This is a genomic window from Bacillus sp. NPDC077411 (assembly GCF_044543425.1).
In the GTDB taxonomy this organism is placed as follows: domain Bacteria; phylum Bacillota; class Bacilli; order Bacillales; family Bacillaceae_G; genus Bacillus_A; species Bacillus_A bruguierae.
In genome coordinates this window covers 1-11,790 of the sequence record NZ_JBITWA010000012.1, presented here as the reverse complement: position 1 = coordinate 11,790, position 11,790 = coordinate 1, and the positions used below count along the sequence as shown (strand labels likewise).

At 36.1% G+C, this 11,790-nt stretch carries 13 protein-coding genes, 15 tRNA genes and 2 rRNA genes; all 30 read right to left on the bottom strand.

The features are described from left to right. Positions 1-63: 63 nt before the first annotated feature. Positions 64-231 carry a hypothetical protein gene (locus ACIGHG_RS15700; RefSeq protein ID WP_396549309.1) on the bottom strand — a complete coding sequence of 56 codons (168 nt, stop codon included), beginning with the start codon at positions 229-231 and terminating at the stop codon, positions 64-66. A gap of 294 nt (positions 232-525) precedes the next feature. Continuing rightward, complete coding sequence (locus ACIGHG_RS15695) at positions 526-765, bottom strand: hypothetical protein (protein ID WP_396549308.1); 240 nt, start codon at positions 763-765, stop codon at positions 526-528. Between the two features lie 11 nt (positions 766-776). Then, a complete protein-coding gene (locus ACIGHG_RS15690; protein ID WP_396549306.1) occupies positions 777-1,100 on the bottom strand; it encodes a P27 family phage terminase small subunit in 324 nt (107 codons plus the stop codon). 294 nt (positions 1,101-1,394) lie between these two features. Then, on the bottom strand, positions 1,395-1,622 hold the full coding sequence (locus tag ACIGHG_RS15685) for a hypothetical protein (RefSeq protein WP_396549304.1): 228 nt from the start codon (positions 1,620-1,622) through the stop codon (positions 1,395-1,397). 150 nt (positions 1,623-1,772) lie between these two features. Next, entirely contained in the window at positions 1,773-2,180 is a 408-nt protein-coding gene (locus ACIGHG_RS15680; RefSeq protein ID WP_396549303.1) for a phage major tail protein, TP901-1 family, read from the bottom strand. A gap of 90 nt (positions 2,181-2,270) precedes the next feature. Next, entirely contained in the window at positions 2,271-3,782 is a 1,512-nt protein-coding gene (locus ACIGHG_RS15675; protein ID WP_396549301.1) for a phage major capsid protein, read from the bottom strand. Positions 3,783-4,194: 412 nt separating this feature from the next. Then, a complete protein-coding gene (locus tag ACIGHG_RS15670; RefSeq protein ID WP_396549299.1) occupies positions 4,195-4,854 on the bottom strand; it encodes a hypothetical protein in 660 nt (219 codons plus the stop codon). Positions 4,855-4,965: 111 nt separating this feature from the next. Next, positions 4,966-6,339, bottom strand: a complete 1,374-nt coding sequence (locus tag ACIGHG_RS15665) for a DEAD/DEAH box helicase family protein (protein WP_396549297.1) — start codon at positions 6,337-6,339, stop codon at positions 4,966-4,968. A 330-nt stretch (positions 6,340-6,669) separates the two neighbouring features. After that, on the bottom strand, positions 6,670-6,888 hold the full coding sequence (locus ACIGHG_RS15660) for a hypothetical protein (protein WP_396549295.1): 219 nt from the start codon (positions 6,886-6,888) through the stop codon (positions 6,670-6,672). 112 nt (positions 6,889-7,000) lie between these two features. Next, on the bottom strand, positions 7,001-7,384 hold the full coding sequence (locus tag ACIGHG_RS15655; protein ID WP_396549293.1) for a hypothetical protein: 384 nt from the start codon (positions 7,382-7,384) through the stop codon (positions 7,001-7,003). Positions 7,385-7,503: 119 nt separating this feature from the next. Continuing rightward, the gene (locus ACIGHG_RS15650) at positions 7,504-7,908 is read right to left on the bottom strand and encodes a hypothetical protein (RefSeq protein WP_396549291.1); all 405 of its coding nucleotides are present in this window, start codon (positions 7,906-7,908) and stop codon (positions 7,504-7,506) included. Positions 7,909-8,031: 123 nt separating this feature from the next. Beyond that, positions 8,032-8,919 (bottom strand): hypothetical protein, encoded by an 888-nt coding sequence (locus tag ACIGHG_RS15645; RefSeq protein WP_396549289.1) that lies wholly within the window; start codon positions 8,917-8,919, stop codon positions 8,032-8,034. Positions 8,920-9,071: 152 nt separating this feature from the next. Continuing rightward, complete coding sequence (locus ACIGHG_RS15640; protein WP_396549287.1) at positions 9,072-9,998, bottom strand: tyrosine-type recombinase/integrase; 927 nt, start codon at positions 9,996-9,998, stop codon at positions 9,072-9,074. Between the two features lie 122 nt (positions 9,999-10,120). Continuing rightward, positions 10,121-10,202: transfer RNA gene (locus tag ACIGHG_RS15635), tRNA-Leu, on the bottom strand. Between the two features lie 6 nt (positions 10,203-10,208). After that, a tRNA-Cys gene (locus tag ACIGHG_RS15630) sits at positions 10,209-10,282 on the bottom strand. Between the two features lie 10 nt (positions 10,283-10,292). Continuing rightward, a tRNA-Gly gene (locus tag ACIGHG_RS15625) sits at positions 10,293-10,367 on the bottom strand. A 5-nt stretch (positions 10,368-10,372) separates the two neighbouring features. Beyond that, positions 10,373-10,447 (bottom strand) — tRNA-Gln (locus ACIGHG_RS15620). Between the two features lie 114 nt (positions 10,448-10,561). After that, positions 10,562-10,637, bottom strand: a tRNA-His gene (locus ACIGHG_RS15615). A 10-nt stretch (positions 10,638-10,647) separates the two neighbouring features. Further along, a tRNA-Trp gene (locus tag ACIGHG_RS15610) sits at positions 10,648-10,721 on the bottom strand. Between the two features lie 14 nt (positions 10,722-10,735). Then, positions 10,736-10,819: transfer RNA gene (locus tag ACIGHG_RS15605), tRNA-Tyr, on the bottom strand. A gap of 10 nt (positions 10,820-10,829) precedes the next feature. After that, positions 10,830-10,905 (bottom strand) — tRNA-Thr (locus tag ACIGHG_RS15600). Positions 10,906-10,920: 15 nt separating this feature from the next. Beyond that, positions 10,921-10,996 (bottom strand) — tRNA-Phe (locus ACIGHG_RS15595). A 10-nt stretch (positions 10,997-11,006) separates the two neighbouring features. Next, positions 11,007-11,082 (bottom strand) — tRNA-Asp (locus ACIGHG_RS15590). 2 nt (positions 11,083-11,084) lie between these two features. Then, positions 11,085-11,161: transfer RNA gene (locus ACIGHG_RS15585), tRNA-Met, on the bottom strand. Positions 11,162-11,184: 23 nt separating this feature from the next. Then, positions 11,185-11,260: transfer RNA gene (locus tag ACIGHG_RS15580), tRNA-Val, on the bottom strand. Positions 11,261-11,264: 4 nt separating this feature from the next. Further along, positions 11,265-11,339: transfer RNA gene (locus ACIGHG_RS15575), tRNA-Glu, on the bottom strand. Between the two features lie 10 nt (positions 11,340-11,349). Continuing rightward, a tRNA-Ser gene (locus ACIGHG_RS15570) sits at positions 11,350-11,441 on the bottom strand. A 3-nt stretch (positions 11,442-11,444) separates the two neighbouring features. After that, a tRNA-Asn gene (locus ACIGHG_RS15565) sits at positions 11,445-11,519 on the bottom strand. 9 nt (positions 11,520-11,528) lie between these two features. Further along, positions 11,529-11,644: ribosomal RNA gene (rrf, locus tag ACIGHG_RS15560) — 5S ribosomal RNA — on the bottom strand. Positions 11,645-11,694: 50 nt separating this feature from the next. Beyond that, positions 11,695-11,790: ribosomal RNA gene (locus ACIGHG_RS15555) — 23S ribosomal RNA — on the bottom strand; the annotation flags it as partial.

Genomic DNA, 11,790 nt, shown 5'->3' with positions numbered 1-11,790 from the left:
GCCATAAATAATTTATACTTTCCAAGTAAAGTTCTATTTGAGTCAGTTGCTGCAACAACTGGTTTAAATATACCCCTTTTCCTTGAGTGAAACAAACTTTCCATCTAATGTATCAGTTATAGATGCATCTGCTTTAGTTCCAATCAAGATTGCTAAAATGTTTTGTGGACTTGTCTCCTCATTTCCATAAAAACTTAATTCTTCTTGTGCAATATCATAATGTTTTCGCATTTTAAATCTCCTTATATTATATTTTTTATGAGTTTAATATAAACACTTAACAAATGATAAACGAGGCCATACAAGGAAACGTGGAGTTTCTGCGGATACTGCGGAATCAGTGGTTATCATTTGTTTTTGGTTATTTCTCTCTCACATTTTTTATTTTAAATAGAACTTGTGTTCGCGTACATAAAAACTTTCAAAAATCGGAAATTTATTTTCAGGGTATTTAAGTCGGGGAATTTGTACAAGAAAAAGGCAAAAAAATAAGAGCCTAACCAAGATTCTTCGTCTTGATTAGGCTTACCAGTCTTTCTGTCTTTCTCTATCATCTCTCATAAGATATTCATACTCACGAACTACTTTGAACATGCTCATATTTCCTTCTTCTTCATACTTCTTCATAAGAATTTTGTAATAATTTTGTGCTTCGACTTTAACCTTGTCTTGAACTTTTATAAGATAGATAAGAGGTTCGCACGGAGATCTTTTCAATAGTTTGATGAATTCTTCTTCATTAAGTAAGTTTAGTTCCTTAACCATTTTCCTCCAAATCATAAAAAGTCGCTCCATTCATTTTTTCCTTCTTCAGAAGCTTTCTTCTTCAACTGCGAACTAAAATCTAATCCAAGCAGAACGTAAGCTTCACGAATCTTCGCTTCTGATTTATTCTTAACTGCTATGCAAGGATGCTCACGTACTCCATGTAAAGAATTAGTCGTAAATCCTTCTTTTAGAAGTTGAGCTTCACATTCTTTGACAGTATGGATATTGAAAGCTAGTCGTTCAATAACTATCTTGTCAGTATCTCGAACTTCACCAAGCTGTTCAACTTGTTCAAGAATCTTATCGTAAAGTTGCTTAATCTCAGGATTCATATTTACCTCCTTGTTAAAATTTTACATAAAACACCTTTTGGTAAAAATTTCAGTTGTTGTGAGTGTACACCACCACGTTATTACATGATATTTTAGCTTTTTTTCAAACAAGGTAGGCGGTGTGCCACCAGCTCGCTCACTTTAGTTTGTACTTTCGAATCACACTTGCATTACAATCTCTTTATCATTTCACAAACACTCACACTACCACATCACTTCATCAACATCACTGTTGCTCAGACTGTTGCATCATCATCATCTACTTCATCAACATCTTCAACTACATCATCATCATCAAAGGAACTTACGGATAAACCCATAGCTTACAGAAGGTAGCTTCATCGAGCGTAACTGTAGATTAGTACGATCTAATACCACTGTTCTCTTAACCTTAAGGTCTCTCTCTTGAATCTTCTCTGCTAAGTCTTTAGCAATGATAGAAGCAACTGCTTCTCTATACTGTGTTGAGTTTAGATACTCTCGTACTTGTATTAAGTGATATAGCTTGTTATGAACACTCATTAGTATTTCTCCTTTCTATCGTTTAACTGTGCTACTGCAATCAGCCTAAAATTAGCTGCATCTGTATTACTGTCTGTGAAAAAACAGCAGCTTATAAATATCAGATAAAAATTAAGGCTAAGAGCGTATTACTCCTAGCCTTATCTAATATTAAGCTCCGGTGATAGTCTCCAATGCTCCTGAACCTTGTAGAGAGATGGAGTAAGTTACGAGATCATCGTATGGAAATTCCAACGAGAAATCAGTGATAGTAGTTTCACCTTTGTACTTAGTTCCTGATGGTAACTCGATATAAACTACAACATTCTCAGAATTCATGAATGCTGTTTCTAAAAGACCGTAAGCTGTATCTGATTCGATGAATGCTCCGTCGCAATCGATTGACCATTCTTTAAAACCAGCAAGAGACTCTTTCCAGAATCCCAGGGTGTCTTTGGACGTAGCATCAATTGTTTCAGCACTTCGGCTTAGTGTAGCATTTCGTTGTCCAGCTAATAGCTTTCCAGTTGTAGCATCTTCAATGAATACTTTACATTTCATACCCGTCATTTTTGCCATTGTATATTACCTCGTTTCGTTTTTTAAAATAAAAAGAAGACAAAATCCGAAGATTCTGACTTCTTAACTTATGAAATATTTCATATAAGACTACGCAATAATTTCTAATTTAGTAAACGCATCCGGATTGTAAACTGCACCATCAAGATAAACATCGAACAAGAAACCAACTGAACCACGAAGTGCATGGTCAGTATCTTGAACCATAGTCATTTTAGGACCGTTCTTCACCATGACTGCATATCCATCTTCTAAACTTCCAAGAATACATGGAACTTGTCCAACATCGCCAGCATCTAAAGAATTAGTGATAACTACTTCTAATCCGAACAAAGTATAAGTTGGTTTGCCATTGACGATTCCGTTCTGCACATAAAAGTGACCCGAAGCATCCTTCAACTTAGCAACTCGATTGTAGAATGGTCTAGACATAATGAACTGAGATTTTTGAAGATGCTCAGGATGTACGTTAAGAACCATATCTAACAATGTATCTAGTAACTGAGCATCAGTAGCAGCAACAGATAGAGTTTTCTTTTCAACCGTAACATCAGGAACGATTCCACGAAACTCTTCAACAGCAGTACCACGAAGGATTGATTTTTCAATTGCTTTGAATGTACGTTTTGCAAGTAAGTTGGGAACATACTCATGCATGTTCGTTGCTGCATCATTAATTAGCTGATTTGTAAGAGCAATGTAGGCTCCAGCTCGTTTTTGATTCAAAGAAACTTCTCCAAGAGACATTGATTCTTCTAATAAGTTCTGTGCTTCGCCCACGAACATACCTACACCAACAGCAGTTTCTCTAGGAATCTTTACTGAACCGCTTGCAGATGGAATCTTACGAGCACGAGCAAATACTGGAGAAGTTTCTTCTAATTTTTCAACGATCATGTCAGCTACCGCGGTCGGAATAACTGCTTCATTTCCAGAAGTAAGTTGTAAATCACGAAAGCTATCGTTAAACTCACGGATTTCTGTTTCTTTTCGAACTTCTACTTCATTTTTATAACTACCATATCTAAATTCTGTTTTTTCCATTTTGTATTTCTCCTCTTCTTTTTTAATTTCTGCTAAACTCGGAATCTCAACTTCTTCAATCAAGTTGATACCACGAGCAGCAATTGTGCTGGACATATAAGCAGGATTTTTCACAACTGAGACTTCAAACAATTCCATCTCTTCAATAGTTCGTTCATGAAGACCATTTCCAAGGGACCTCCAAGAATCTGAAAGGGTTTTAAAACCAAATGACATGTTTTGAAAGATTCCAGATTTGATTAGTTCATAAGTATCTGTTCCATAACTTGTAGGAACGATTGTTGCTTCCATATAAAGACCAATTTCATCTTCATGCAGCCGAAGTGAATTATTTCTCGTTGAGGAAAGGATTTTTTTCGCATCATGTTCAGCAAGAAAGTCAATTTCTTTTGCATTCTTGATTGCCTGAGCGAAAACTCCTTTTGCAATTTTTTCAACGAATCTTTTTGTTGATCCAAGAACTTCACTAAGTTGTCCCGTTTTATTAACGTAGCCACTCACTACGAGATTTCCATCTTCATTAGCACTTAATTTAGTGCCCTGAAAACGTAGTTCCATTTTCATAGTCTCTTTCACTCCCATATAAAATTTGCTTGCCGAAGCAAACCTGAAAAATGGCAAAAATAAGAAAAAGACGCATCCACGAAGGATACGCCTCTTCAACAAGAAAAAATCGATAGGAAACGATAGAACTCATTCTGTCGTTTTATATTATTAGTAGCTACTTGAAGTAGCCCTAGATGACAATTGTAAAAAGAAGAAGGAGAAGGTGGAAATAGGATTAACCAACTCCCCAATGAACCTTAAAAGCTTTGCAAAACTTTCAAACTCAACTACTGAAATTGAAGCCAACTTCCATGGAGAAAGATGGAATGAGATATAAAGCAAATCGGAGTATTCTTTATATCTCTTTTGCTTTTATAAGCAACACTCTTATATTATATATGTCGTTTCAAGGATAGCTGCGCCCCTAAAAACCAGCAATTTTTTCACAGATTTTTCTAATTTTATATTGGCATGCTTTATAAGTTATATCAAGAACTTGAGCAATTTCACTGACATTGCGCTCGTCTCGAAGCATATCAACTACAAGCTTTTCATCATCATTTAAATTTTGAATCAATTCTTCCAAATCTAAAAAGATAAAGCTTAAATCGTTATTGGGGTCGAATTCCATGTTCATTGGAAGAAGAACTTTTACGTGAGCAGGATTCTTCAAATCTATTACACTTAAATTTGGTACAGTAGATTCTTTTACAGCAGTTCTGTAACCAAAGATTCCATCTAAAGCATCTTTTGAATAAATCATATCTTGTTTCATTTGACCAATTGCCCTAGAACGAACAAACTTTTTACCATCATCTTTTCGGAAATCTTTTTTAAGATGATTGATTCCATCTTGATAGTCACGTAGAACTTGTCCAAGTAAATCTTGACGATCTAAGTCTTTTTGTCTTATTACTTGTATTTTTCTCTTTTTATGATTCTTTTGATTTCTTATAAGAAAGTGAAGTACTTCCATTCCCATTTCTTTTCCGTCTTCGTCTTGAGCTTCTGTAAGAGATTCAAGAGAAACATCTCGATTGATTCGTTTTGTTAATTCATCATTGTCATACCAATATTTCCCCATTTTAATTTCCTCCGTATAATTATTAGTTGTAATATATTTGTATCTGCCTTATCAAAAACGTAAATGAGATTTGTAAACTTTCTCAAAAAAAATAAGCCATCTTTCGAAGACTTAGCCTTTCTCGATAACATCAAATCTTACTTGTTTTCCCCCGATTCTAGTTGTATCAGAAGTTATCTTAAACCCATTTTCAATTAGCATTTTCTTGATTGTTGTCCATTTCATTTGTCTTCCATGCCCGTTAATCATATTCAATTCCTGAACCAGTTCTTCTTTCTTTTCTTTCGTCAAAGGAACATCGAGGAATTTTTCAATCTTTGTTGGACATAATTCAGCAACAGTTTCATCACGCTTGACGGTTTCAATCGTTCCACTTTGATTCAAAGTAACTAGACTTTCAATGTCATGTCTTATTCTCCCTCGAACTTGCGTAATGACTTCTGAACTTCTGCTATGAACAATTACTGTTTTAGCTAGGTTTTCTTTATCGAAGATGTTATATCCAGTTTCATACGCTGCATTGATTATGACCACATCAACATATTCTGGTATTTCCTCGTGTTCAATAATATGTTCACGAACTTTCCTTGAAAAGTTATCCATCTTCTTTTCATTGTTGATGCTCCATAAGCAAGCAACATTAAAGCCGTTTTGTTCTAACTTCGAGCTGACTTCCAATGATTTTTTTATTGTTTCAACGTACATCAGAATTTTGTTGTCTTCATGCAAATCGGATTTTCTAAGCTCTTTTAAAATGTTATCAATATTCGTGTAAACACTTTGACTGTTGAACAAATATCCTCGTAATTCATTTTCAGAAACGATCTTATTGCAAGTGTAATTGAAGTTGCCCTTTAAAAGCTTAGTTATTCTTTTAGGTGTTGCTGTCATAAACAAGGTTTTAAATATTCCTTTATCAGTAGCTTCAACAATCTTTTCCAAAGCTTTATATAAGATTGTTTCTTCCTTTTTTGCTCCTAGCTGAAGATTGAACCCAATGTATTTCGCCAGATTATGAACCTCATCACAACAAAGAAATCTGATTTGGTTTAAAAAGTTTTCATCATTGCTTCTTTGAAGTTCATGAGCAAACTTAGCATATGTCATACAAATTGCTCGATTATCTTTAGATTTATGTTCTGCAATTTGAACTCCAAATCCATGACTAGGAAGTTGTTCTTCATTGTAAATCATAGTTCCTTTAATCGAAGAGTCATAAGGCTTTAAGTATTCTTCATACTTGCTAAGTAATGATTCCTCTAAAACTGATGTATCCACTAAATATAAAATTCGTTCTTTGTTTTTTGCTTTCTTAACTACTTCATTAATAAAGAATGTTGTTTTTCCAGTGCCACATGGAGACTCAATCAAATTAATGATTCCATCGATTATTTTTAAGTAAGAGACTAATTCAGAGACATATCTAGCTTTGAATCCTTGCTGGAGTTTTATTGATTGTAAATACATTTCATGATGTGTTTTCATAGTTTATCCTCCAATTAATTTATTTCCTCACAATACATTTGTATCTGCATTGTGAAAAACGTAAATCAATCAGGAAAAACTTTTTCGGAAAACATTATGTAGATTTGTTACAAATTTGTACATCAGTATATATACTCATGTACAGTTTTGTAACACTTTTTAGTTACGTAACAGGAGACTTCATTATGTTCGCAAGGCTTCGCCTTGAACGCTCACATAACTCCGTTCCTGTCACGTCTAGCTTCGGCTATCGCCTTGCTAGAGCGACGGTTTTCGTTTTTACAAAAAATAAGCACCAGTTTTTCAACCAGTGCTTTCATTTCGTTTTTATTATCTTGTCATTCGATAGATATCGCTCTCTACTGTTGTTAATCTTTTTTTAATGTCTTCTACTCTTACTTGCTCAGACTGATGACCAGCTCCATCAAGTCTTTTTTCGATTCTGTCCAATCGATTGTTTACATCAGAGAAACTCACTCTCGTTTCTTCTTGGAACTCTTTTTGTTCCTTTTGCATTTCGACTAACATTTCAAGAATTTGTTTTTCCATTTTCAACAACTCCTATTCGTTTATTATAAAGCGTCTTGTAATTCCTTAGTACTCTTTATCAAAAGTTTATATAAAGCAAAACCTGCTTATCTCCTAGAAAAAAGACCGAGCATTAAGCTTGGTCCCAGTAAGACTCCCCATATTGGTTCTTTAAAATTTTATCCATACGATATTTATTTAAGAAACGTTCAGTTGATTGTACGATTTCGTAGTCTGTACATCCATAAACCTCTCGGAATAACTTATCGAAATCTTTTTCTTCATGAATTCTGCTCTTTAACAAACTTACAACTAGACCGATAGTGCTTGACTGGAAATAAGGTTCAAGTTCTGCAATAAGATTAAGAACACTTTTTATTGCTTCTTCTTCATCACTTCTATATTTCCCTAAATCAGTACTAATATCGACCATTCCCGCCCTTAACTGGTAAAAAGGCTCAAGTTTATCGATAAGTAATTTGACTTCTTTTTCTAATTCGAATTTTTCCCATCCCATAACTAATTACCTCCAAAGTTTGTTTTCATCTTACGGAGGTACTTATATCCTCTCTGAAAAAAGTGTAAAGCAAATCATAAAATTTTTTTCAAAAAATAAAATTAGGTTAGATAGCCTAATCAATAATCTAAGTCTAAAGGAATTCCTTTTGTTGATTCATCTTTATTGTAATACAAGTCGTACATCTCATTGAGTAATTTCCAACGTTCTTCATTCTCTAAGTTTTCGATCATACTTAATATTTCTTTAGATGTTACTTGTTTACCGTTTAACTCCTTCTCATTTTGATATTTAATCACCTGCATTTCTAAAAGATCAATTCTCCTTCCTAGAGAATAATATTGTTCTCTAAGCTCTTTCCCTAACGTATCTAATGTTTTCACAAGTGAATCAGTATTTATTTCAATTACAGCTACACTTCTTCCAATTTCAGAATCAATCTTGTTAAAGCGTTCATGTATGCCTGAAACCGTATTTCGATTAATTCTTATAATTTTCTCTAAAATCACTTTTTCATCTACCATTTTTATTCTCCCTCCTAATTTTCATCTGTATAATTTGTAAACAAAATACAATTATATATATCCCTCAAATTAAAATGCAATCGTGGGCTTTCTGGAGCTACTGAGAGCTATTCTAGTTAGTGACTAAAAAGGTAACTCTTCATTATTGTCTTCAAGCCAGTTATACAAAGGTATTCGCTCGCTCTTTCCTTCAAATTTCTTTTTCCCATACTTCATATCATGATGATGGGCAGTTTTCTTCAAGAATCCATAAACGTATGAATCAACGCATTTAACTTCTAAATGAATGCCTCTCTCGATAGCTTCGTACATAAATTTATTTACAATATCTAAGTATGTTTTCTTGTCCCATCTTCCAATACTGAACTCCGATTGGTATTTACAGGCCGCGTCCAAAGTCTTTTGTTGAAAAAGAGACATTTTATTCATATTTAAAGTGGAATTGTTAACTTGAGCATCAGCGTTATTGTTAACAATGTATTCTTTATTATCTTTATATTGTTCTTTTTTATTTTTCTTTTTCTTTTTAATAGTTGAACCCTTTTGTACAGGCTTAGTATTCCCTTTGGGTAACTCTAGGTTTTCCCTTTTGTCATACCTAGGAAATACGTTTTGTACTTCCTGTTCTTGATTTGTCGATACATTCAGGTCTTCCCTTTTGGAAGAGCTAGGATTTCCCAATAGTTCATCTACAATTTTATCTGTGATATGAAAATATTTCTTTGATGGAACTCCCATGACTTTCGTTTCAATGTAACCCGCTCCCTCTAATTCTTTAGCCGCCTTGAGTTGCTGCTTATATGTAAGTGCTGTTTCTTCCTCTAATGTTTCACTTGTTAAAAAGAAGTATTCTTTATTGTCTCTAACCGTTAACATGCCCTTACTTCCAAAGCTTTCATAACTTGAACATAGCTGACCAAAAATAATTGCTCCATTAACTGAAACTGAATGAGCAAGCTCTTTGTTGTACATCACAAAACCTTTTCCTGATAAAATCGATATTAATTTCATTGTCCTTCTCCTTTTGACACAACAAAAGAAGACATGCTAAAATTTTATAACAGAGGTCAATCTTCTGTTTCTTTTATTAGGAGATGGTAGAGCCGCCAAACTCATATACCATCTCTTATTTAATTATATAATTTATCTGAATATTCGTAAAACTAAAGATTCAAACCTTTTAATGCTCCATATTCTTTATGCTTCTGTTCAATATCAGGCCCCCAAAGATTTACGTATTTCTTTGTTATCGTCATATCAGAGTGACCAAGTATCGTCATAAGAGTGAAAGCATCTACTCCAGCAAGAATCATTCGTTTGGCCATCGTATGTCTAAATGTATGAGGACTAACTCTTTTATCTATTTTTGCATCTTGACCATGCTTCCAAAACCTTGCCTGAATTCCTCTTGCTTTAAATTCCCCATTATCATGGTTAACAAATAATTTTTTCGTCTCAAGGTTTCCTCTAAGTTTTAGATATATTCCTAACTTTTCTTGAGTTCTTTCTGACAAGTAAACCGTTCGTTCAAATAAATTTTTAGTCTGACGAATAATCAGCTTATTTCCTTGTATGTCCTGCACTTCTATCCCTGCTAACTCTGACAATCGAACGCCAGTATCTAGAAAAATAAGTAGAATAACTTCATCTCTAAAAGCAATGAATGTTTTTTGTTTCCTTATCGTCTTTATCAGTGCTTCGATTTCATGTTTATCAAGAGTTTCAATTATTTTTTGTCTGTCTCTTAACAGCTTTATATTCTTCATTGGATTTTTAGATATATATTTTTGTTTATGGAGGAAGTTAAAAAATGCTCGTAAAGCACGCAAACGAGTATTAATAGTTGTAATGGATATTTGTTGTTTACTTTGGAGGATTAGATTCTCAATGTCTTTCTGTTGGAGATCCACCAGCTCTTTATTTAAAGTATTCTTTGCGACCGAAAGCTCGCTTCGGTAATACTGTATAGTTGCTGGTCTTAGATTTCTTAAGTGGCAATCTTTAATAAAGAAAGATAATGCTTCTTCATCATTTATTTTTTGTGTGATTAAATTCAATTCAGTATCTGTCAGTTCTCCACGACGTCTCATTATAAAAACCTCCTATGCGTCTGATTCGATGCACACGATTTTTACTTATTTCTGTCGTGTAAAAAAAGACAAAATAAAAAAGCCCTCACATATGAGAAGCCTTGATTTAAAGCTATTTACAGTACCGATGGTCGGGGTCGAACCGACACTCCTTACGGAACACGATTTTGAGTCGTGCGCGTCTGCCAATTCCGCCACATCGGCATAATATGGAGGCGGCAACCGGATTTGAACCGGTGGTAAAGGTTTTGCAGACCTCTGCCTTACCACTTGGCTATGCCGCCATATTAAATTTGGAGCGGAAGACGGGATTCGAACCCGCGACCCCAACCTTGGCAAGGTTGTATTCTACCACTGAACTACTTCCGCAAAAATGGCTGGGCTAGCTGGATTCGAACCAGCGCATGACGGAGTCAAAGTCCGTTGCCTTACCGCTTGGCTATAGCCCACCGAGTTATTAATACATTATATGATGCATTAATTATTTTATTCCTTAAAATATCCGAACCGGACATTTAGTATATTATCACAATCAATTTGTTTTGTAAAGTTATATTTAAAAATGGGGCGACTGATGGGAATCGAACCCACGAGTGTCGGAGCCACAATCCGATGCGTTAACCACTTCGCCACAGCCGCCATATTGTGTTGGCAGGGGCAGTAGGAATCGAACCCACACCGGAGGTTTTGGAGACCTCTGTTCTACCGTTAAACTATGCCCCTATATAAAATATAAATGGTGGAGGGGGGCAGATTCGAACTGCCGAACCCGAAGGAGCGGATTTACAGTCCGCCGCGTTTAGCCACTTCGCTACCCCTCCGAAACTTACATGGTGCCGGCTAGAGGACTTGAACCCCCAACCTACTGATTACAAGTCAGTTGCTCTACCAATTGAGCTAAGCCGGCTTATTTATTTTAAAATGGTGGCTCGGGACGGAATCGAACCGCCGACACGAGGATTTTCAGTCCTCTGCTCTACCGACTGAGCTACCGAGCCTTTATACAAATGGCGGTCCCGACCGGGGTCGAACCGGCGATCTCCTGCGTGACAGGCAGGCATGTTAACCACTACACCACGGGACCATTGGTTGCGGGGACAGGATTTGAACCTGCGACCTTCGGGTTATGAGCCCGACGAGCTACCAGACTGCTCCACCCCGCGATGATACTATTCATTATTTTATATGGTGGAGGATGACGGGATCGAACCGCCGACCCCCTGCTTGTAAGGCAGGTGCTCTCCCAGCTGAGCTAATCCTCCAAAGTGGTGACCCGTACGGGATTCGAACCCGTGTTACCGCCGTGAAAGGGCGGTGTCTTAACCACTTGACCAACGGGCCAAATTTTTTATGGCGGAGAGCAAGGGATTCGAACCCTTGATACGCTTATGACGTATACACGATTTCCAATCGTGCTCCTTCGGCCATCTCGGACAGCTCTCCAATTGGCTCCGCAGGTAGGACTCGAACCTACGACCGATCGGTTAACAGCCGATAGCTCTACCACTGAGCTACTGCGGAATATTGTAAGCCTGGCAACGTCCTACTCTCACAGGGACAAAGTCCCAACTACCATCGGCGCTAGAGAGCTTAACTTCCGTGTTCGGTATGGGAACGGGTGTGACCTCTCTGCCATCATTACCAGACTTATGAAGGTATATTCCTTCAAAACTAGATAACATTTGCTTCATATTATATGGTTAAGTCCTCGATCTATTAGTATTCGTCAGCTCCACGTGTCACCACGCTTCCACCTCGAACCTATCAACCTGATCATCTTTCAGGGATCTTA

Bases quoted from the DNA above. Each gene is read 5' to 3' on its own strand.
- ACIGHG_RS15700 (WP_396549309.1), bottom strand. From the start codon at position 231: ATGCGAAAACATTATGATATTGCACAAGAAGAATTAAGTTTTTATGGA.
- ACIGHG_RS15695 (WP_396549308.1), bottom strand. From the start codon at position 765: ATGGTTAAGGAACTAAACTTACTTAATGAAGAAGAATTCATCAAACTA.
- ACIGHG_RS15690 (WP_396549306.1), bottom strand. From the start codon at position 1,100: ATGAATCCTGAGATTAAGCAACTTTACGATAAGATTCTTGAACAAGTT.
- ACIGHG_RS15685 (WP_396549304.1), bottom strand. From the start codon at position 1,622: ATGAGTGTTCATAACAAGCTATATCACTTAATACAAGTACGAGAGTAT.
- ACIGHG_RS15680 (WP_396549303.1), bottom strand. From the start codon at position 2,180: ATGGCAAAAATGACGGGTATGAAATGTAAAGTATTCATTGAAGATGCT.
- ACIGHG_RS15675 (WP_396549301.1), bottom strand. From the start codon at position 3,782: ATGGAACTACGTTTTCAGGGCACTAAATTAAGTGCTAATGAAGATGGA.
- ACIGHG_RS15670 (WP_396549299.1), bottom strand. From the start codon at position 4,854: ATGGGGAAATATTGGTATGACAATGATGAATTAACAAAACGAATCAAT.
- ACIGHG_RS15665 (WP_396549297.1), bottom strand. From the start codon at position 6,339: ATGAAAACACATCATGAAATGTATTTACAATCAATAAAACTCCAGCAA.
- ACIGHG_RS15660 (WP_396549295.1), bottom strand. From the start codon at position 6,888: ATGGAAAAACAAATTCTTGAAATGTTAGTCGAAATGCAAAAGGAACAA.
- ACIGHG_RS15655 (WP_396549293.1), bottom strand. From the start codon at position 7,384: ATGGGATGGGAAAAATTCGAATTAGAAAAAGAAGTCAAATTACTTATC.
- ACIGHG_RS15650 (WP_396549291.1), bottom strand. From the start codon at position 7,908: ATGGTAGATGAAAAAGTGATTTTAGAGAAAATTATAAGAATTAATCGA.
- ACIGHG_RS15645 (WP_396549289.1), bottom strand. From the start codon at position 8,919: ATGAAATTAATATCGATTTTATCAGGAAAAGGTTTTGTGATGTACAAC.
- ACIGHG_RS15640 (WP_396549287.1), bottom strand. From the start codon at position 9,998: ATGAGACGTCGTGGAGAACTGACAGATACTGAATTGAATTTAATCACA.